The sequence below is a fragment of the Micromonospora sp. CPCC 205561 genome, assembly GCF_036906775.1.
Taxonomy (GTDB): domain Bacteria; phylum Actinomycetota; class Actinomycetes; order Mycobacteriales; family Micromonosporaceae; genus Micromonospora.
Window position 1 is genome coordinate 17,801 of the sequence record NZ_JBAKHV010000056.1, and the last position, 19,397, is coordinate 37,197.

Annotated in this window: 14 protein-coding genes and 1 pseudogene; 10 read left to right on the forward strand and 5 right to left on the reverse strand. The window is 75.3% G+C overall.

All coding sequences use genetic code 11. The features are described 5' to 3' along the window. Positions 1-111 precede the first annotated feature (111 nt). Positions 112-906 carry a class I SAM-dependent methyltransferase gene (locus V6V16_RS23440; protein ID WP_334565310.1) on the forward strand — a complete coding sequence of 265 codons (795 nt, stop codon included), beginning with the start codon at positions 112-114 and terminating at the stop codon, positions 904-906. A 15-nt stretch (positions 907-921) separates the two neighbouring features. On the opposite strand, the gene V6V16_RS23445 is transcribed toward V6V16_RS23440, so the two are convergent. Continuing rightward, positions 922-3,063: a DUF4153 domain-containing protein gene (locus V6V16_RS23445; protein WP_334565312.1), complete on the reverse strand. Its 2,142-nt coding sequence runs from the start codon at positions 3,061-3,063 to the stop codon at positions 922-924. A gap of 191 nt (positions 3,064-3,254) precedes the next feature. Here V6V16_RS23445 and V6V16_RS23450 point away from each other — a divergent pair, with 191 nt between their 5' ends. The 5 genes from V6V16_RS23450 to V6V16_RS23470 all read left to right on the forward strand — a co-directional run bounded on the left by V6V16_RS23450 (position 3,255) and on the right by V6V16_RS23470 (position 9,954). Then, the gene (locus tag V6V16_RS23450; RefSeq protein WP_334565314.1) at positions 3,255-4,343 is read left to right on the forward strand and encodes an endonuclease domain-containing protein; all 1,089 of its coding nucleotides are present in this window, start codon (positions 3,255-3,257) and stop codon (positions 4,341-4,343) included. Further along, entirely contained in the window at positions 4,340-4,990 is a 651-nt protein-coding gene (locus tag V6V16_RS23455; RefSeq protein WP_334565315.1) for a hypothetical protein, read from the forward strand. The genes V6V16_RS23450 and V6V16_RS23455 overlap by 4 nt, the downstream gene beginning before the upstream one ends. Continuing rightward, positions 4,987-8,202 (forward strand): ATP-binding protein, encoded by a 3,216-nt coding sequence (locus V6V16_RS23460; RefSeq protein ID WP_334565316.1) that lies wholly within the window; start codon positions 4,987-4,989, stop codon positions 8,200-8,202. Before V6V16_RS23455 ends, V6V16_RS23460 begins: the two co-directional genes overlap by 4 nt. 445 nt (positions 8,203-8,647) lie before the next feature. Beyond that, positions 8,648-8,917: a hypothetical protein gene (locus tag V6V16_RS23465; protein ID WP_334565317.1), complete on the forward strand. Its 270-nt coding sequence runs from the start codon at positions 8,648-8,650 to the stop codon at positions 8,915-8,917. Continuing rightward, positions 8,917-9,954: a hypothetical protein gene (locus V6V16_RS23470; RefSeq protein WP_334565318.1), complete on the forward strand. Its 1,038-nt coding sequence runs from the start codon at positions 8,917-8,919 to the stop codon at positions 9,952-9,954. Before V6V16_RS23465 ends, V6V16_RS23470 begins: the two co-directional genes overlap by 1 nt. Before the next feature lie 45 nt (positions 9,955-9,999). On the opposite strand, the gene V6V16_RS23475 is transcribed toward V6V16_RS23470, so the two are convergent. Beyond that, entirely contained in the window at positions 10,000-11,157 is a 1,158-nt protein-coding gene (locus V6V16_RS23475; protein ID WP_334565319.1) for an acyl-CoA dehydrogenase family protein, read from the reverse strand. A gap of 172 nt (positions 11,158-11,329) precedes the next feature. Here V6V16_RS23475 and V6V16_RS23480 point away from each other — a divergent pair, with 172 nt between their 5' ends. The 3 genes from V6V16_RS23480 to V6V16_RS23490 all read left to right on the forward strand — a co-directional run bounded on the left by V6V16_RS23480 (position 11,330) and on the right by V6V16_RS23490 (position 14,628). Continuing rightward, on the forward strand, positions 11,330-12,259 hold the full coding sequence (locus V6V16_RS23480; RefSeq protein ID WP_334565321.1) for an LLM class F420-dependent oxidoreductase: 930 nt from the start codon (positions 11,330-11,332) through the stop codon (positions 12,257-12,259). Between the two features lie 315 nt (positions 12,260-12,574). Beyond that, on the forward strand, positions 12,575-13,372 hold the full coding sequence (locus V6V16_RS23485) for a hypothetical protein (protein ID WP_334565323.1): 798 nt from the start codon (positions 12,575-12,577) through the stop codon (positions 13,370-13,372). A gap of 14 nt (positions 13,373-13,386) precedes the next feature. Beyond that, positions 13,387-14,628 carry an FAD-binding protein gene (locus tag V6V16_RS23490; RefSeq protein ID WP_334565330.1) on the forward strand — a complete coding sequence of 414 codons (1,242 nt, stop codon included), beginning with the start codon at positions 13,387-13,389 and terminating at the stop codon, positions 14,626-14,628. Here V6V16_RS23490 and V6V16_RS23495 read toward each other — a convergent pair. From V6V16_RS23495 to V6V16_RS23505, 3 genes are all read right to left on the reverse strand, one after another. Next, complete coding sequence (locus tag V6V16_RS23495; RefSeq protein ID WP_334565325.1) at positions 14,625-15,770, reverse strand: site-2 protease family protein; 1,146 nt, start codon at positions 15,768-15,770, stop codon at positions 14,625-14,627. The genes V6V16_RS23490 and V6V16_RS23495 overlap by 4 nt on opposite strands. A 72-nt stretch (positions 15,771-15,842) precedes the next feature. Continuing rightward, the gene (locus tag V6V16_RS23500; protein WP_334565327.1) at positions 15,843-16,745 is read right to left on the reverse strand and encodes a L,D-transpeptidase; all 903 of its coding nucleotides are present in this window, start codon (positions 16,743-16,745) and stop codon (positions 15,843-15,845) included. A gap of 83 nt (positions 16,746-16,828) precedes the next feature. Continuing rightward, positions 16,829-18,277: an alpha-amylase gene (locus V6V16_RS23505; RefSeq protein WP_334565328.1), complete on the reverse strand. Its 1,449-nt coding sequence runs from the start codon at positions 18,275-18,277 to the stop codon at positions 16,829-16,831. A 291-nt stretch (positions 18,278-18,568) separates the two neighbouring features. Here V6V16_RS23505 and V6V16_RS23510 point away from each other — a divergent pair. Continuing rightward, positions 18,569-19,397 (forward strand): annotated as a pseudogene (locus V6V16_RS23510) (hypothetical protein); the annotation flags it as partial.

Genomic DNA, 19,397 nt, shown 5'->3' on the forward strand with positions numbered 1-19,397 from the left:
TGGCAGGGGTACGACCGAGTCTGGCTGATCGAGTCGAACCGCTGCGTACCGGCCCCACCGGCCGTGGCCTGCCGCCGGCCCGCCACGCGGCGTGCGTCGTATCGTTTCCGCGTGGCGCACCCGGTCTGGGCGGACGGCAGGGCCTACGAGGCGTACGTGGGCCGGTGGAGCCGCCCCGTCGCCAGGGAGTTCCTGCGCTGGCTGGCCGCGCCGCCGGGCGCGCGCTGGCTCGACGTGGGCTGCGGTACGGGCGCGCTCACGTCGACCGTGCTGGCGCTGGCCGATCCGACGCACGTCGCGGCCGTCGACAGCTCGCCGGGCTTCGTGGCGTACGCCCGCGCGGCGGTCCCCGACGCGCGGGCGGGATTCCACGTCGGCGACGCCCGGGCGCTGCCGCTGCCCGACCGCTGCGTCGACATCGTGGTCAGCGGCCTGGCGGTCAACTTCGTGCCCGAGCCGGCGCGCGCCGTCGCCGAGTTCGTCCGGGTCGTCCGGCCGGGCGGGGTGGCCGCCGCCTACGTCTGGGACTACGCCGGGGGCATGTCGCTGCTGCGTCACTTCTGGGACGCCGCCGCCCTGCTGGACCCCGCCGTGGCCGAGCGGGACGAGGGTCGCCGGTTCGCGGTGTGCGACCCGGACTCCCTGCGCGGGATGTGGACCGACGCGGGGCTGACGGCGGTGGCGGTCCGGCCCGTCGACGTGCCCACGGTGTTCGCGGACGTCGACGACTACTGGACCCCGTTCCTCGGCGGTCAGGGCCCCGCCCCGACATACGTCGCGTCCCTGGCGGCGCCGGACCGCGTCCGCCTGCGCGACCTGCTGTCGGCCCGACTGCCGGTGTCGCCGGACGGGTCGGTCCGGCTCACCGCCAGGGCCTGGGCGGTTCGCGGCACGGCGCCGGCCTGAACACCGCCGGTCCGGTCAGCGGCGGCTCTTCGGCAGGTCGAACTGGTCGGCGGCCTTGCAGTCCCGTGGGCCGCCGACCGCGCCGGGTCCGACCCGGTCCAGCGCCGCGCGGGCCCGCACCCGGCCGAGGTTCCAGCCGTGCCAGGGGTCCGGCTCGGCGAGGTCGTCGGCGATCCAGCTCAGCGTGCAGCGGCGCACCGGATCGGGCAGGCCGGCCAGGGCCGGCGTCGCGTCCGCCGAGAGCGCCCGCAGGTACCAGGCGTCGATCTTCCCCGTCTGCTCGTACCGGGCGATGTTGCGGCGGGCGGCGTAGTCCTCCGGGTTGAGCACGGCCAGGCCCAGCAGCATCGCCACGGCGAGCGCCACCGTCGTGCCGGGGATCCAGGCCCCGCGCCAGCGGAGCCCGGCCAGCAGGATCATCAGGAAGACGGTGCCGAGCAGCAGCTCGAACGCCATCACGAAGAGCCGCTCGCCGGTGAAGCTGTAGACCTTCTGGTACGTGTACATCCGCGACAGCGCGGACACCACGATGACGAAGCCGAGGGCGCTGAGCAGACCGAGCAGGACCCGCAGCAGCAGGCGCTCGGCCGCCCGGTCGCGCCGCGCCCAGCGGGCCACCCCGCCCAGTACCGCCAGCGTCAGCATGGTGACGACGACGAGCTGCCAGAACCCGCTGCGTGCGTACTCGGCGTAGCTGAGGCCGGCGGTGCGCAGCACGTGTCGCTGCCCGCCGAACAGGACGGTGAACTGCACCGCCACGAAGCCGCCGAACAGCAGCGTCAGCGCGCTGATGACCGGCGCCCACTCGACGAGACCGAGGCGGCGGGCGCCGGGCCGGTCCACCGTCGACAGGTCGGGAGGCGCGGCCAGCGTGTAGAGGGCGGCGACCGCACAGAGCCCGCCCACGGCGGCCAGGAAGACCCAGCGGAGGACCCTGCCCACGTTGAACTCGGGGATCACCTCATCCAGCACCACCGAGAAGGCGCCGTCCGCCGACGACAGCAGCGCGCCGAAGACGATCAGCGCGAGCAGGGTGACCGCGGCCGACCCGACGACGCGACCGACCAGCCCCGGGTTGGCCGGGGCGTGCAGGTGCCCGCGTACCCACGGCAGCCCTCGCAACGCCGCGAACGGCGCCGCCACCAGGCTGAACAGGATCGAGCGGACGAGCCGTCCGCCCACGATCGCCAGGGTCGCGCAGCCGAGCGCGCCGAGCACGCAGAACGTCACCAGCCACCAGGCGTTGCGGAAGGCCAGAACCGACAGCAGCGCCAGGGCCGCCACCGCCCAGCCGGTGCGGATCCGCCGGTCGGCGCGCGCCAGTTCCGCGCCCGTGCGCCGGGCCGCGAGGACCACCGCGACGGTCAGCACGAGCCAGCCCAGGAGCCAGCCGATGCCGGTGCGGCCCAGCGGTACGAGGAACGCCAGCCCCAGCGCCCCGGCGGCGACGGCCGCCGGGACGGCCCGGTCCCGCGCGGACGCGGGCCCCGGCCACCGGGTCTCGAGGAACGTCGGCGGGGTCGGCAGCGGCTGGTACGCCCGGTAGGGCATCGGCGTGCCGGGCCGGTCCGGGTAGGGCAACGGCATGCCGGCCACCGGTGGGCCGACCCGATCCCGCGGGGCGGTGCCGGCCGGCGCACCAGTGGCGCCCGGCGCCGCGCCGCGCTCGGGCGGTGGGGCCGGCGCCGCGCTGTCGGCCGGCGCTTCGGCGGTGGTGGACGACGCTTCGGCGGTCTCCGTCGCCGCCCCGCCGCCGGCGGGCGCCGGCGGGCTGTCGGCGGGGTCGGCCTCGGCTGCCGGCGTCCCGGCCGGCGGAGCAGCGGCGGCGGGCGGCTGCGTGGGGAGGCTGGCCGGCTGCGTCGGTATCGTGACGGCCGGGACCGGCGTCCCCGCCGGGGGCCCGGTCGCCGGGGCCGGCGTCGTCGCTTCGGCGGCGGGCACCAGCGGGATGAACACGGCGTAGCCGCGCGTGCCCGCCGGGATGCTGACGGGGATCGCCCAGGCCGGCGTCCCCTCCGCCCCGGGCCAGACCATGGTGGGCGGTGCCCCCTCGGTGGGCGGCATGACGAGCAGGTACGGCGTCGCCGGCCCCGGGTCGGCGCCTCCGGGCGCCTCGGCGTCACCTGGGGATCCCGGCACCGGTGGTGGCTGGGTCACGGGACCCTCCTTGATCGATTGGTCCGCACACTGTACGGCCGACTCCGCCCCGGCCGCCGCCCGGCGGGGCCGCGAGCCGCCGCCGTCGTACGCGGGCAGCTCCAGCCGGACGGACGTCCCCGGTGCGACGTCCCGGGGGCGGCCGTCACAGGGCGCGCACCCGCGAGCGATCCTCGGTAACGTGCTCGTCCATGGCCAGCGGCGCATCCCCCGGCGACTGGTGGGAGGTCCCGCCCCCGTGCCAGGTCAGCCACCTGCCCGGCGTCGACGCCGAGCTGCTCCAGGTGGCCCTTGACCCGGCACCGGCCGCCGCCCCGGTGGTCGTGCGGTACCGCGTACCGGCGCACGGCGGCTTCCCCGACCTGCTGGCCGCCGTCCTCGACGAACTGGACGACGCGGCGGTGCGGATGTTTCCCCGCTGGCTGCCCGGTGCCGAGCGGCTCGACGGGGCCGGCACGCTCGGCGCGGCGGCGGCGCGGGCCCTGGCGGTGCGGACCGCCGCGCGCTCCGCGCACTTCGGCCCGTTCCTGCTCGACCTCGTCGAGCACGCGCTGCGCGGCGGGGACCGGCCGCGTCGGCCGCGCTTCCCGGCGGAGGTACGTGCCGTCGGCCTGGCCCGCGTCATCGCCGCCGCTTACGGCCGGGACGGCTGTGTCCTGCTGGTCGGCCTGACCGACGGGCTGACGGCGGACGGGGAGCGGGCGCTGGTCGCCGTCGCGGAGTGGCTGGTACGGCACGGCCGCTTCACCGTGTGGCTGACCGGGCGGCCGCTGCGCGCCGTGGACCGGGTCCGCTCGGTCGCGCTCCCGCTGCCGCCGCGACTGGCCGAGCTGGCCGGGCTGGAGGGTCGGGTTCCCGACACCGCCCGCGAATCCGCGCCCCTGGCGCTGACGTTCCCGCCGCTGTCCGGGGTGCCGCGCGGCGACAGCGCCGCCGAGCAGGCCCTGGAGCGGGCGCTGGCACCGCACGGATGGGCCCGGGGCCGGCGGTGGAACCACACCTACGAGCGGCACCGGCTCGGGCAGCCCTACCGGCTGGATCTCTTTTGGCCCGATGAGGGTCTTGCGGTCGAGGTGGACGGCCCGGAACATCGGGGGCGAATCAGTTTCGCCAACGACCGGCAGCGGGACGTGCGGCTGCAACTCCTCGGGCTGGACGTGCTCCGGTTCACCAACGAGCAGGTGCTGTCGGACGTCCAGTCCGTGGTCGGCGACATCCGACAACTGCTCATCCGGCGTCGCGTGGCCGACGCGCGTTCCCAGGGAGAAGAGAAACCATGACGGGCACGGTGGACGTCCCCAACCTGACGCCCAACCAGATCAACGCGCTGGTGGTGCTCATGGTGGAGGCCCGCGAGCTGACCAACTCCGAACTCAAGGAGCTGGCCGGCTTCACGCTGACCGGTCCGGACAACGCCAAGCTCGTCCGGCTGGGCCTCGTCGAGACCGACCGGTCGCACCGCCCCTTCTCCCACCAGCTGACCGACGAGGGGTGGCGGGTGGTGCGGCAGCTGCACGCCAGCACCCCGCCCAGTTCGGGTCGCTCGGCCACCCGCTCGCTGTTCACCCTGCTGTCCAACCTGCACCGCTCGCTGGACCGGCTGCGGCTCAGCCACGCCGACTTCTTCGCCCGCCCGGCCGCCCCGGCGGCGGTCAGGGACCAGAACGACGTGGAGGGGCAGATCCGCGCGGCCTACCACGAGCTGGCCCGGCGGCCGGGTGCCTGGGTGGGGCTCGCCGACCTGCGTGACCGCCTCGGCGCCCAGGACCGGGGGACGGTCGACGCGACGCTGCGCGAGATGGTCCGTCAGGACGGCGTCCGGATCATCCCCGTCGCCAACACCAAGTCGCTCGCCGCGCGGGACCGGGCGGCGGCCGTGCGCATCGGGGACGAGGAGAACCACGCCCTGGCGATCGGCCCGGCATGATCGCAGCGGACGCACGGGCCGCCCTGGAGGCGGTCAGCCTCAACCCGGCGGTCACCCCCGACGACGTGTGGCGGCCCAGCCCGCACGACGTGCCGGAGCTGCACGAGAGGGTGGTCGCGGAGATCCTGCGGGGCGTCGGCAGGGCCCGCACCGACGACACCACCGTCCCCCTCGGGGTGGCCGTGCAGGGGCGTGCCGGCGCCGGCAAGACGCACCTGCTCGGCGCGGTGCGGGACCGGATCCAACGCGACGGCGGCTACTTCTTCCTGGTCGACATGGTCAACGGGAAGACGTTCTGGGAGAGCGTGGCACTGGCCCTCGTCGAGGGGATGGGCCGCGACGCGATCGGCTGGGGTACCCAGCTGCGCACGTTCCTGCGTCGCCTCACCGCCCAGCTCGGCATCCCGGCGGAGGTGCGCGACGCGGTCGCCGGCACGGAGCCCGTCAGCCGGGAACACCTGGACACCTTCGTCCGGGCCCTGCGTACGCACCACCGCGAGGTCGGCCGGGACTGCCAGGACACCGCCCGGGCGCTGGCCCTGCACGGCGCGCTGGACTTCGAGGCCCAGGACGTCGGCTACGCCCACCTGATCTCCGAGCCGGGCGACCCGGCCGGCCGTACGGCGTGGGGGCTGACCCCGGCGATCCGCAGCCCGCAGCAGATCGTCCAGGACGTCTCCCGGCTGATGGCGCTGACGCTCGACCCGACGGTCATCGCCGTCGACCAGCTCGACACGCTCTTCGCCCAGACCAGCACCGCCATGTTCGACCGTTACGCCGGCCTGGAGGACGCCCAGGCGAAGGTGGTGGGGCCCATCGCCGACGGGCTGCTCAAGCTGCGTGACGTCACCCGCCGGACGCTGGTCGTGGTGTCCTGCCTGCCGGACACCTGGGAGCTGCTGACCAGGAGCGCGCCCACCCCCGTGGGCGACCGGTTCCGCCGGTCGACCCTGCCCGACCGGATTCCCACCGCCGGGATCGGCCGGGCGATCGTCGCCAAGCGCTTCGCCGCCGCCTTCGCCGGGCCCCGCTTCGCGCCGCCGCACCCGACCTGGCCGATCAGGCCCGAGGCGTTCGCCGACGCGCCGGCGCTGACCCCCCGGGCCCTGCTGCGCCGGGTCGACCGGCACGTCGCCTGGTGCCGCGACCGCGACGAGGTGACCGAACTCGACCGCCTGATCGAGGTCGCCGACCAACCGTCCGGGCCGGTGGAGGCGTCCAAGGTCGCGGCGCACACGGCCGGCGGCGACGGGGAGCTGCGGCGCCTCGACGGCCGCTTCGCCGAACTGGTCGCGGCGGTGGACGTCGCGCCCGCGCTCGATCCGCGCACCGAGGACGAACACATGTCGGCGCTGCTCGCCGCCGGCCTGTCGGCCTGGATCGCCGAGCAGGCACCGACCGGCGCCAGCTACACGTACGACCCGCCGCCGGGCCGCAAGCCGGCGCTGCACGGGCGGTTGGTCGAGGTGCTGGACGAGGCCACCGAGAACGAGGCGCACTGGTGCTTCCGCGCCATCGCCCATCCGAACGCCATCGCGGCGACCGCCCGGGTACGGGCGGCGTGCACGATGGCCGGCCTGGACCGCGAGCTGCCGCAGCGGCGACTGGTGCTGCTGCGCAACGCCCCGTGGCCGACCGGGAGGCGTACGACGGAGGTGCTGGCGGCGTTCGACGCCGCCGGCGGCGTCCGGTGCGGCGTCCCGGAGGCGGACCTGCGGGTGTTCGCCGCGCTTCGCCAGCTGGGCGGTGAACCTCCGTCGCTGCTGCGGGAGTGGCTGCTGGCACGCCGGCCGGCCAGCTCCACCTGGCTGTTCGGGACCATCCTGGGCGACCCCGCCCTCACGCCCCGCGCGCACGCCGGACCGGGCGTCGCCGAGGGCGACCGGGTCCCCGAGCGGGTCGACGCCGGGGACGACCCCCGGATGGACGCGGAAGCCGCCGCGATCCCCCTGGGGTCGACGACCGACGGCGGGCGGCCGTTCGCGGTGGACCTGGAATCGCTGCGCCGGCACACGGTGATCTTCGCCGGCTCCGGATCGGGCAAGACCGTCCTGATCCGACGGCTGGTCGAGGAGTGCGCGCGGCAGGGCGTCTCCTCGATCGTGCTCGACCCCAACAACGACCTCGCCCGGCTGGGCGATCCCTGGCCGGAGCCGCCCGCCGGCTGGGTTTCCGGCGACGCCGAGCGGGCCCGCGAGCACCTCGAGCACACCGAGGTGGTGGTCTGGACGCCCCGGGTGAACGCCGGCCGGCCGCTGAGCTTCCAGCCGCTGCCGGACTTCACCCCCGTACGCGATTCGCCGGACGAGTTCGACCAGGCGATCCGCTCCGCCGTCGAGGCGCTGGCCCCGCGGGCCGGGGTGGACCGGCAGACGAAGGCGGCCCAGCAGGGCAGGGCCGTGCTGACCGAGGCCCTCCAGGCGTACGCGAAGAGCGGCATGGTGGGGCTGCCCGGCTTCACCGAGTTCCTCGCCGAACTGCCCGACGGGGTGAGCCGGCTGGCCCGGGCGGAGAAGCTGGCCGAGGACCTGTCGGAGAGCCTGAAGGCCGCCATGGTCACCGATCCGCTGTTCGGCGGCGCCGGCACCTCGGCCGATCCGGGGCTGCTGCTCACCCCCTCGCCCGGCCGCCGGGCCCGGATCTCCGTGATCAGTTTCGTGGGGCTCGGGTCGGACCAGGAACGGCAGAGCTTCGTCAACCAGTTGCAGATGGCCCTCTTCGCCTGGATCAGGCGGCACCCGGCCGGGGAGCGGCCCCTGGGCGGGCTGTTCGTCATGGACGAGGCACAGACCCTCGCCCCGTCGACCGGGCACACCGCGTGCACGGCCAGCTCGATCGCCCTGGCGTCGCAGGCCCGCAAGTACGGCCTCGGGCTGGTCTTCGCCACCCAGGCGCCGAAGGGCCTGCACAACCAGATCTCCGGCAACGCCACCACGCAGTTCTTCGGGCTGCTCAACGCGCCGGCGCAGATCGACGCGGCCCGCCAGTTGGCGGAGGCGAAGGGCGGGCGGCTGCCCGACATCGGTCTGCTGCACAGCGGCCAGTTCTACGCCGCCGGGGAGGGCTTCCCGTTCGTCAAGGTGGACACCCCGATGTGCCTGACGCACCACCCGAAGACCCCGCTCGGCCCGGAGGAGGTCGTCGCCAGGGCGGGCTCGGCACATCACCGGCCGGAGCGCAACCCCCTCGCCGAGGTGCCCGCCGTCGGGTAGCGGACAGGACGCCGGCGGCCTCCGTGGAGCACTGTTGTAGCAGGTGAGAGGCGTGCGGATGGCCGGGCCGCATCCCATTCCTCGGGTCCGGCGGAGACATCAGCGTCCCCGCCGACGCCATCACCCGGTCCGACCCCGCCACGGCGGCTCCGGCGTAACGCCGCGCCGGCCCCGCCCACGCACCGCGAGGTCGCGCTCAGACACCGTCCCTGGGAGCCAGGGCCGGTGTCGCCTCACCCGAGCGACATCGACGTCCCCACTGCGACAGCCCGGCCGAGCCTCGCGGCTACCGGCGTGACGCGCGCGGCCGGCGAGGCGTACCCGTGACCGGCCCCCGGGCCGCGCCGTCGCGCCCGGCGGCCCGGTCGTCGCCCGACCCGTTCCTCCGCAGCCGGCTCCGCCAAGATCACGGCCGGTCCGGCGACCGAGCACGAGAGAAGCCGCAATGGCCGCTCCCACCGCCACCGCCACGCTCAACGCCTCCATCTACTCACCCGGTGACCAGATGCTCCTGACGGTCACCTACGGTGACGCCGACACCAGGCCGGTGACCGTCACGATCGTGGTCACCGACGCGCAGGGCAACAGCAGCGCCCCGGTGAAGGTCACCGCCGTCATCGACCCCCTCACCCTCGCCGTCGCCGACGACTCCGGGCGCACCTGGACCAGGACGTCGGACAACGGGTCGGTCGCCGTCTACCGGGCGGTGGCGTGATGCCCCGGGTCACCGTCACGGTGCGCGACAACGGCGGGCGGACCGCCGTCGCGACAGCCGACTACACGATCGCGTCGCCCGTGCTGGGCGGCTACTACCTCTCCGGCGGCGCCGACCCCACGGCCGACATGGCCGGCGGGAACTTCCGCTCGCTGACCCAGTACCGCAGCTTCGCCGACGGCTACACCCTCCCCGGCTACCAGCGGCCGTGGCTGGCCACGCTCGCCCGGGCGGGGGTGCGGATGAACATGGTGCTGGAGCTGAAGCACTACGGCGCGCCCCACACCGGGCCGCAGACCTTCACCGTGGACGGCGTGTCGCACACCGTCCCGGCGCCTGCGATGACCATCCAGCAGCGACCGGGGACGACCTGGCCCCGGGCGTACGGCTACGGCCAGGTGCTGGCCGGGCAGTGCGACGGGCTGTTCGCCCGTGCCCTGTCGCAGTACCGCGCCATGGGCTTCGGGGTGAACATCCAGCTCGCCTCGGAACTGGACACCGACCACGAGTTCGGCACCACCGAGTCCGGCGTCGGCTACACCTGGGCGCAGTCGGACGCCCGCGGGGTGCAGGCGATGACGTACGTCGTGGACTGGTTCAGGGCCCGCGCGCTGCCCGCCGGCGCCACCTTCTCGGTGGGGGTGGGCGGCTTCGACCGGGCCTGCTTCCAGCGCATCCACCCGGAGGCGCTGATGGCCAGACTCGACTTCCTCCAGTGGAACGCCTACGCCACCAGCCCCACCCACACGGCGCTGGCCCGGCTGCGTCGGGCGAAGGACTGGGCGGTGGCCGACCTCGGCCCCGTCGCCCTCTCCCGGCCGGTGATCATCGCCGAGTGGGGCGTACGGGTGGCGGAGGTGCCGGACCAGACGGCCTGGATCGCCACCGTGCCGGCCGCCGTCGCCCAGCTCAACGCCGAGCGGGGCCCCCGGATAGCGCGCACCAACTACTTCAACTCCGGCTGGGGCACCCTGTCGCCGAAGCCGGCGGGGCTGGCCGCGCTGAGGCAGGCCTACGCCAGCCGGCCGTACGTCTAGCCGATCCGGGCGGTGCCGGGCGGGTCGGCCGGCACCGCCCCGGCCTCAGTAGGCCAGCTCCACCGGCCGGCCGAGCAGGCGGGCACCGTTGTTGGCCAGCCAGCCCTCGGCCGCCGCCGCGTGCTGGCTGAAGGTGTGGATGTCGCGGAACCGCCGTTGCAGCGGCGACGAGTCCCGGGCGGCGCCCCCGCCGCCCGCCCGGTAGCAGGTGTCGACCGCGGCGGCGGCCCGCTCGGTCACCCAGGGCAGGGCGGCGGAGATCCGCGGGTGCAGCGCCGGGATCGCCGCCGGGTCGGTGGCGCAGGCCGCCCAGAGCTCGTCGGCCAGGTCGCGCAGCAGCGCCCGGGCCGCGCGTACGTCCAGGTCGGCGCGGCCGAGCTGGAGGCGGAAGGCGGGCGAGTCGGCGAGCGACTGCCGGGCGTAGAGCCGCTGCCGGCCGCCGTCGAGCAGCGACACCATGTCGTCCAGCGCCCCCTGCGCGATGCCGACGGCCACGGCGCCGAGGTGCAGGACGAAGTGGACCAGCGGCGCCACGTAACCCGGCCCCGGTACGCAGGGCACGCCGGTGAACAGGTCGAAGCTCTCCTCCGTCGGGCAGAAGGCGTCCGTCACCTCGACGTCGTGGCTGCCGGTGCCGCGCAGGCCGAGCGCGTGCCAGGTGTCGTGCACGGTGACCCGGGAGGCGGGGAAGAGCATCGAGCGCATCCGCGGCGCAGCACCCGCCGCCTCGCCGCCGTCGGCCAGCACGCAGTTGCCGAAGATCCAGTCGGCGTGCCGGGAGCCGCTGGCGAACGCCCACCGGCCGGTGACCCGGAACCCGCCGTCGGTCGGCTCGGCCCGCCCCTGCGGCGCGAACCCGCCGCCCACCACCACGTCCGGCCCGTCGGCGTAGATCTCGTCGAACCGGTCGCGGGGCAGCATCGCCAGCAGGTGGGGTGTCTCGGCGCCGATCATCACCGTCCAGCCGGTCGAGCCGTCGGCGCGGGCCAGGCGCTCCAGCACCCGCAGGCCGGTGCGCGGGTCCGCCTCGTACCCGCCGTGGCTGCGGGGGACGAACATCCGGAAGCAGCCCGCGCCGCGCAACCCGTCGAGCAGGTCGGCGGGGAGCCCGCGGGCCGCCTCGATCTCCCCGGCCCGGCGGGACACCTCCGGGAGCAGGCCGTCCACCGCCCCGATCAGCCGGTCCCGGTGCTGGTCCTCCACAAGTTCCCCCTCGCCTCGTCGTCCGCCCTCCACTCTGGACGCGCGGCAGGCCCGGGGGCCAGCGACGCCGCTATCGGATGCTTGCCACTCGACCGGGCGGTCGCCCGTCCCGCGCGCCACCGGGACGGGCCGGACCGGCGCGCCGGCCAGGGCGGCTCCCTATGCTCAGGGCATGGAACTGCGCATCTTCACCGAACCCCAGCAGGGCGCGACCTACGACGACCTGCTCGCCGTGGCCCGCTGCGCGGAGGACGCCGGTTACGGTGCCTTCTTCCGCTCCGACCACTACCTGAAGATGGGCTCGGTGAGCGGCGATCCCGGCCCGACGGACGCCTGGACCACCCTCGCGGGCCTGGCCCGCGACACCCGGCGGATCCGGCTGGGCACGTTGATGACCGCCGCCACCTTCCGGCTGCCCGGCCCGCTGGCCATCACCGTCGCGCAGGTCGACCAGATGAGCGGCGGCCGGGTCGAGCTGGGCATCGGCACCGGCTGGTACGCCGAGGAGCACAGCGCGTACGGGATTCCCTTCCCGTCGGTGGGGGAGCGCTTCGACCGGCTGGAGGAGCAGCTGGCCGTTATCACCGGCCTCTGGGCGACGCCGCCCGGCCGCACCTTCGACTTCGCCGGCACGTACTACCCGGTCAGCGACTCGCCCGCGCTGCCGAAGCCGGTGCAGGACCCGCGCCCGCCGATCCTGCTCGGCGGCATGGGCCCGAAGCGCACGCCCCGCCTGGCCGCCCGGTACGCCGACGAGTTCAACCTGCCGTTCGTCTCGGTCGAGGACACCGCCGCCCAGTTCGCGCGGGTGCGCGCCGCCTGCGCGGAGGCCGGCCGGGACCCGGGTGAGCTGCGCTGGTCCAACGCGCTGGTGCTCTGCTGCGGGCGGGACGACGCCGAGGTGGCCCGCCGGGCCGCCGCGATCGGTCGGGAGCCGGAGGAGCTGCGCGCCAACGGGCTCGCCGGCACCCCCGCCGAGATCGTCGACAAGATCGGCCGGTACGCCGAGGCCGGCAGCGAGCGGATCTACCTCCAGGTGCACGACCTGGCCGACCTGGAGCACCTGGAGCTGGTCGCCGCCGAGGTGAAGACCCAGCTCTGAGCCGGTCCGCGACCGGGGCGGCCGTCAGGCGCGGGGCGCCGGCCCCGGGTGGGGCACCGGACGCGGGACGGGCGGGGGCGCGGGCGTCGGCCGGGGTCCGGGCGTCGGCCGGGGTCCGGGCGTCGTCCCCGCCCCGGTCTGCGGCGCCCCCGACGACGCCGGGCCGGTTCCGGTCGGGTGGGTCTGCGCCCCGAGGGGCAGGACGTGGCCCCGGGGGGCGGGATCGCGCTGGGTGCTCATCGGCGTAGGGTTCCCCGACGGCGGCGTGGTAACCGTGCCCGATCGACCGGTACCCGCGGCGTCGGTGGTCGTCGGATGATGCGTCCGGACGACCACGGTGTCGAACGGGGGTACGACGTGGAACTGCACCGCACCCGGGGGGCGCTGGTGCTGCCCCTGATCTGCGTGCTCGGCGGCGGGGTGCTGCTGGCGTTGCCGGGGGAGGACGCGCTGCTGCGCCGGCTGGTCGCCGGCGGCGCCGTGTTGCTGGGCGGGAGCGTGCTGGTCGGCCTGCTGCGGCCGTTCCGGTTCGTCGTCGGCGCCGACGGACTGACGGTCCGCCGCCCGGGGCTGCGCCGCGTGATCCCGTGGGCCGAGGTCTCGGCGCTGGTGCTGGACCAGCCGCCGGCCCGCGACGGGCTGCCCTCGACGCCGCGGCTGCTGCTGGTGCCCGCGCCGGGCGCGCTGGGCGACCTGCCGGCCGACGCGCGCGAGCCGGTCGACGGCCGGGCCGCGGTGGAGCTGCTGGACCTGGGCCGGATCCGGGAGAAGCCCGCCGAGGTGGCGGCGGCGCTCACCCGGCACGCCCGGGACCTCTTCCTCGACGCGCCCGGGCTGCGTCGGGCCGCCTTCGCGGTCGGCGACCTCCCGGTCGGGCTGCGCGGCTACCGCGTCGAGCGGGTCGACGAGCTGATCCGGCGCGGCCAGGAGGCCCTGGCGTGGGGTGACCCGCCCCGGCGGCGGGCGGCCCGCGCGGAGCTCGAACGGGCCCGCGCGCAGGGGCTGCCGGTGGACACGCGCGGCTACGGCACCCTCGACGTGGACCGGGCGCTGGACGCGCTCGGCGAGGCCCTGGCCGAGGAGTCCTCCGTCGACCGCGGTCGTACGCCGTGAGCGCGCCGGGGGCCGTGCCGCGCCGCAACTGGGCGGGCAACGTCCGCTACTCCGCCCGCCGCTACCACCGGCCCTCCTCGGTCGACGAGCTGCGCCGGCTGGTGGCGGACAGCGACCGGCTCCGGGTGGTGGGCACCGGGCACTCCTTCAACCGCCTCGGGGACACCACGGGCGACCTGGTCTCGCTGGCCGGTCTGCCCGCCGCCGTGCGGCTCGACCCGAAGCGCCGGAGGGTCACCGTGCCCGCCGCCATGCGGTACGGGGAACTCGCGGCCCGGCTGCACGAGCGGGGATACGCCCTGGCCAACCTCGCCTCGCTGCCGCACATCTCGGTCGCCGGGGCGGTCGCCACCGGCACCCACGGCTCGGGCGCGACGGTCGGCAACCTGGCCAGCGCGGTCGCCGGGCTGGAGCTGGTCACCGCCGACGGCGAGCTGCTGACCGTCGACCGGGCGGCCGACGGGGACACCTTCGCCGGGATGGTCGTCTCTCTCGGCGCGCTGGGGGTGGTCACCCGGGTCACCCTGGACGTGGTGCCGACCTTCGACATCCGCCAGTACGTCCGACTCGGCCTGCCCCGCGCCGCGCTGGACGCGGCGTTCGCCTCGGCGTACAGCGTCAGCGTGTTCACCGACTGGCGGTCGCCGCGGCTGCGGGAGGTGTGGGTCAAGCAGCGCGCGGAGGACGCACCGCCGCCGGCCGACTGGCTGGACACGACGCCGGCCGACGAGCCGCGCCACCCGGTGCTCGGCATGCCGCCGCGCAACTGCACCCCGCAGTTCGGCGAGCCCGGCCCGTGGCACGAGCGGCTGCCGCACTTCCGGTTCGGGTTCACTCCCAGCAGCGGGGAGGAGTTGCAGTCGGAGTACCACGTGTCGCGCGCCTCGGCGCCGGCGGTGCTGGCCGCGCTGGACCCGGTGGCGCACCTGATCGCGCCGGTGCTCCAGGTCTGCGAGCTGCGGGTGGTGGCGGCCGACGGGCTGTGGCTCAGCCCGAACCACGGGCGGGACAGCCTCGCCCTGCACTTCACCTGGATCGCGGACGCGGCGGCGGTGCTGCCGGTGGTGGCGGCGGTGGAGGAGCGGCTGGCGCCGTTCTCCCCGCGCCCGCACTGGGGCAAGGTCTTCACCCTCGCCCCGCCGACGGTCGCCGCGGCCTGGCCCCGCCACGCCGACTTCCTCGCCCTGGCGCGCCGGCTCGACCCGGCCGGCACGTTCCGCACCGACCTGCTCGACCGCTACCTCCCCCGGGACTAGGGTCCGGGTCGCGTGGCGATCTGCTCGCGGAGGCTGCCGCGCTGCACCGCGCGGCTGATGTCGCTCGGCGAGACGATCCCGACCAGCCGGCCGTCGGTGACCACGAGCGCCCGCCCGTCGGCGCACTCGCTGAGCCGGGGCAGCAGGTCGGTCAGCGGCTCCTCCGGCGTGGCGAGCACCAGCTCGTCGGCGCGGCAGGCCACCTCGGCCAGCGTGGTGCCGGCCCGTTGTTCCGCCGGGATGCCGCGTACCCGGTCGAGGGTTACCAGGCCGACGGGCCGGTCACCCTCGGTCAGCGGCAGCGCCGTGTGCCGGTACGCGAAGAGGTAGTGGTCGACGAAGTCGCCCACCGTCAGCTGCCCCGACGCGGTCTGCGGCTGCGGCGTCATCACGTCGGCGACCCGTACGCCCCGCAGGGCGCTGCCCATCCGGGCCTGCCGCTCCTCCATGCCGGCGGCGCCGATCAGGAACCAGCCGATCAGGGCGAGCCAGAGCCCGCCGAAGCCCACGCCGGCCAGGAACTGCCACAGCCCGAGGCCGATCAGCACCGCGCCGAGCACCCAGCCGGCCCGGGCGGCGACGACCGAGGCCTTCGTCCGGTCGCCGGTGGCCTTCCAGACCGCCGCGCGAAGCAGCCGTCCGCCGTCGAGCGGGGCGGCCGGCAGCGCGTTGAAGACCGCCAGCAGCACGTTGATGCCGGCCAGCCAGGCCAGCGAGCCGAGCAGCAGCCCCTCCACCCCGGCCACGGCGAGCACCACCGCGATCGCGCCGAAGAAGAGCCCGATCAGCAGGCTCACCAGCGGGCCGACGCCGGCGATGCGCAGCTCCGCGCCCGGGTCGCGCGCCTCGCCGCGCAGCTCGGCCACCCCGCCGAAGAGCCAGAGGGTGATCCCGCCGACCTCCAGCCCGTTGCGCTTGGCGACGATCGCGTGCGAGACCTCGTGGGCGAGCAGGCCGAGGAAGAAGACCACCGCCGCGGCGAGCCCCGCCAGGACGTACGCGGCGACGGGCCGGTCCGGGTAGGCCCGGGGGAACTGGTTGGCCGCCAGCCCCCAGGCGATCAGCGCGAAGATGACCAGGACGCTCCAGTTGACCCCGACCGGTACGCCCGCGATCCGGCCGAGCCGGAAACTCGCCCTCATGCACGGGTACTACCCGGGATGGTCGCGCCCATGCCGGGCGGCCGTCCCCTCCCGTGCCCCGGGCGGCCGGCGTCAGGCGGTCGGGGGCGGGGCGGGCAGTTCGTCGACCACCACCTCGGTGCCGGGGCGCACCTCGGCGAGCAGTTCCCGCTGCCCGCTCTTCGTCAGCCGGATGCAGCCGTTGGTGGTCTTCCTGCCCAGCTCGCCGTCGTGGTACCAGCTGTGCACGCCGATGTGCGCCCCGCGCAGGCTCGCCGGCACCGAGTCGGGGTCGTCGGGCACCGAGCCGAGGGCGAAGATGTCGACGCCCCCGTACACGCTCTCGGGCGGCGGGGTGCGGCCGAGGACGAACGTGCGGCCCAGCGGGGTCTCCTGGCCACGCTGGCCGAGGCTGACCTGCCAGCTGCGTACGGCGCGGCCGGCGCGGTACCAGGTGAGGCGGTGCGGCCGGCGTTCCACCACGATCTGGTCGCGCAGCGCCACGATCTGGTAGCCGCCGGGCGGCAGCCAGGCGAGCGTGCGGTTGGCGGACGGGAGGAGCACCGCCGCCCAGCCGGCGCGGCGTTCGGCGATCGGCATGGTCAGCTCGACGCCGCGGATGGTGGGGTCGAGGAACGCCAGGGGCCGGCCCCCGGGCGCGGTGTAGGCGGCGATCCGCCGGGTGGGGTGCAGGCCCTCGGTCAGCGGCGTGGTGTCCAGGGCGCCGGGGTCGGCGGGGAAGCCGGTGGGCGCGGGGTCGTAGTCGACCACCGGCAGGTCGGCCGGGGCGGGCGCGGCGACGGGCACCCGTTCCGGTGTCGCGCCGGTCGTGGCGGCGGGTTCCGGGGTGGGCGGCCCGGCGACCGGCGGCGGGGCGGGTGCGGCGACGGGGGTCAGCGCCCAGCCGGTCACCCCGGCGGCCACCAGCAGCAGGGGTACGCCGACGGCGGCGGCCAGCACGCGGACCTGCCGCCCGGTCATTCGGTCAAAACGCACAAAGTAACTGTAACGGGTGCGGAACCCCTGCGGGTCCCGCCCCGGCCGGAATGTCGACCGGGGCGGAGTCCCACGGCGGGGCGTCAGCTCAGCCGGGCGCCGACGTGGATCGCGATCGCGTCGTGGGCGGCCACGTTCGCGGCGAACCAGCCGCCGCCGTCCACCGTGATCACCGGCCCGCTGCACGTGCCGTTGGCGAAGGTGCCGTGGATGACGTCGCAGTAGCGGCCGGCCGGCAGGCCGGTCTGGTAGGACCGGCCGGTGATCGCGGAGTCCTCGTCGTTGACCGTGACGTAGCCCTTGCCGGCCCTGCCGAAGGCGATGTGGTTGTTGCCGTTGTCGTACCAGTTGACGACGCCGGCGCCCTCGGTGGCGTTGCGGAAGCCGACCATGTTGGCGATCACCGGCCAGCGGTGCTCGCACTCCCAGCCGGAGTAGCAGGTGGCGTTCAGCGTCCTGCCGGAGCCGTCCGAGGGCGGGCCCTGGTCCCGCTGGCTGAACGTGTAGCTCGACATCACCGTCGGGGAGCCGTACGGCCAGGCGAGCATGAACGCGTTGGCCAGCGCGTAGCTGCCCCGGTCGCGGTAGGTCAGCACCCCGCCGACGTCGCGCTGGGTGTCGTGGTTGTCCACGAAGACGGCCGCCGAGCCGCTGGGCAGGTGCCCCCACCCCTCGCCGAAGTTGCGCAGGTAGGCGAGCCTTTCGTAACGGAAGACCCGGGCCAGGTCCTTGCCGTAGCGGAACTCGTGCACGTCGCCGTTGCCGGTGTACTCACCCGGCTGGATCGGCTCGCCGGCGCCGTGGATCACCTCCTGCACGATGTACGCCGAGCGGGAGAGCTTGCCCTTGATGGCGGCGATGTCGGCGGCCGGCATGTGCTTGCTGGCGTCCATCCGGAAGCCGTCGACGCCGAGCGAGAGCAGGTCGTTGAGGTAGCCGGCGATCCTCGTCCGGACGTAGTCCGACTCGGTCTTGAGGTCGGCCAGGTTGACCAGCTCGCAGTTCTGCACCTCCCACCGGTCGTTGTAGTTGGCGATGTCGTCGCCGCCGTTGCGACCGCAGTGGTGGAAGTCCTGCGTCTGGTAGATCCCCGGGTAGTCGTAGTGACCGTACGACGAGCCGGCCCAGCCGGTGCCGCCGTTGTCCTGCCCGGACATGTGGTTGACGACCGCGTCGACGATCACCTTCACCCCGGCGGCGTGGCAGGCGTCGACCATGGACTTGAACTGGGCGCGGGTGCCCTTGCGGGACTCGATCCGGTAGCTGACCGGCTGGTAGGCCAGCCACCACTGCGAGCCTCGGACGTGCTCCTGCGGCGGCGAGACCTGCACCCAGCCGTAGCCCTTGGGGCCCAGGGTGGTGCGGCACTCGGTGGCCACCGAGGGCCAGTTCCACTCGAAGAGGTTGGCGATGACCTTCCTGGTGCCGGCCGGGGCCGCGGCTGCCGGCGACGGCGGGGCGGCGGCGGGGACGACCAGGCTCGCGATCACGCCGAGGGCGACGATCGCCGACAGACGTCGACGTCTCTGCATCGGAGACCTCCTGACGGGGGCGGGGTGGTGGCGAGACCCCGGGGGGAGGGCCTGCCGGGCTCTTGCAGATTGAGCTGAAAATTTCCGCAAGGTTACAAGCGCATTGCAGAGACTGTCAACGCATGGAGATGTGTCACTGGGGTGGAGGTCGGGCGCGGGGGCCGGGCCGGCCGGTCCCCGCGTGCCGCGGAGAATTTCCGCGCTCCGGTGATCCGCCCGCCACGTCGGCCCGTACCCGAGGGGGAACAGGGTCGGCCGGCGGTGCGCCGCCGCGAGACGATCGAGGAGCAGATGGCTCGGGCACAGCAGAAGCAGCGGGCGGCCGCCGTCCGGATCACCGCCACGAGCCGGGGGGCACGTACCCGGTCCCGACCGGCACTGGCCCTGTTGACCGCCTCCGCGCTCGCCGCCTCCTGGGCCGCGACCGTGCTGACGGGCGCGGCGTCCACGGCGTACGCGTACGCCTTCTTCTTCACCGAGTTCTTCTCCGGGGTGATCACCCTGGTGGCGCTGAGCCTCACCGTGATGATGGGGCTGCTCGCCACCGACCGGCTGGTGCTGTTGATCCGGCACCGGGTGCTGCTCCAGTCCGCGCACCGGGCCACCGGCATACTCGCCGTCGCCGGGCTGGTCTGCCACGCGCTCACCAAGATCGCCACCGGTCGGGCGGCGGGCACCGACGCGGTGGTGCCCTTCGTCGGCGGGCGGGGGCTTCACGTCGGCCTCGGCACGGTGGCCGCGCTGCTGATGGTGAGCGTGCTCTGGACCGGTGTCGTCCGGGCCCGCTTCGCCGGGGTCGGCCCGAGGTGGCTGTGGCGCGCGCTGCACTCCGCCGCGTACCTCTCCTGGCCCTTCGCCATCGTGCACGGGCTCAACGCCGGGCGGCCCGCACGACCCTGGGTGGCGCTGAGCTACCTCGGCTGCGTGCTGCTGGTCGTGCTGGCGCTGCTGGTCCGCCTCTCCGTGACCCTCGGCCGGCGCAGCCGCGAGCCGCAGCGCGTCGCCACGATGAACGCGGCCCTGGCCGGCGGGCGGCGCGTGGCGACCCCGGGCCCGTCGCCGCTCGGCGGCCTGGCCGGCCGCTCGGCGCCCCCGGACGGGCGCGACCGGGTCGCGGCCA

Excerpts from the sequence above, each read along its gene's own strand:
- V6V16_RS23460 (WP_334565316.1), top strand. The coding sequence starts at position 4,987 with ATGATCGCAGCGGACGCACGGGCCGCCCTGGAGGCGGTCAGCCTCAAC.
- V6V16_RS23505 (WP_334565328.1), bottom strand. The coding sequence starts at position 18,277 with ATGCAGAGACGTCGACGTCTGTCGGCGATCGTCGCCCTCGGCGTGATC.
- V6V16_RS23480 (WP_334565321.1), top strand. The coding sequence starts at position 11,330 with ATGGAACTGCGCATCTTCACCGAACCCCAGCAGGGCGCGACCTACGAC.
- V6V16_RS23485 (WP_334565323.1), top strand. The coding sequence starts at position 12,575 with ATGATGCGTCCGGACGACCACGGTGTCGAACGGGGGTACGACGTGGAA.
- V6V16_RS23470 (WP_334565318.1), top strand. The coding sequence starts at position 8,917 with ATGCCCCGGGTCACCGTCACGGTGCGCGACAACGGCGGGCGGACCGCC.
- V6V16_RS23495 (WP_334565325.1), bottom strand. The coding sequence starts at position 15,770 with ATGAGGGCGAGTTTCCGGCTCGGCCGGATCGCGGGCGTACCGGTCGGG.
- V6V16_RS23450 (WP_334565314.1), top strand. The coding sequence starts at position 3,255 with ATGGCCAGCGGCGCATCCCCCGGCGACTGGTGGGAGGTCCCGCCCCCG.
- V6V16_RS23455 (WP_334565315.1), top strand. The coding sequence starts at position 4,340 with ATGACGGGCACGGTGGACGTCCCCAACCTGACGCCCAACCAGATCAAC.
- V6V16_RS23465 (WP_334565317.1), top strand. The coding sequence starts at position 8,648 with ATGGCCGCTCCCACCGCCACCGCCACGCTCAACGCCTCCATCTACTCA.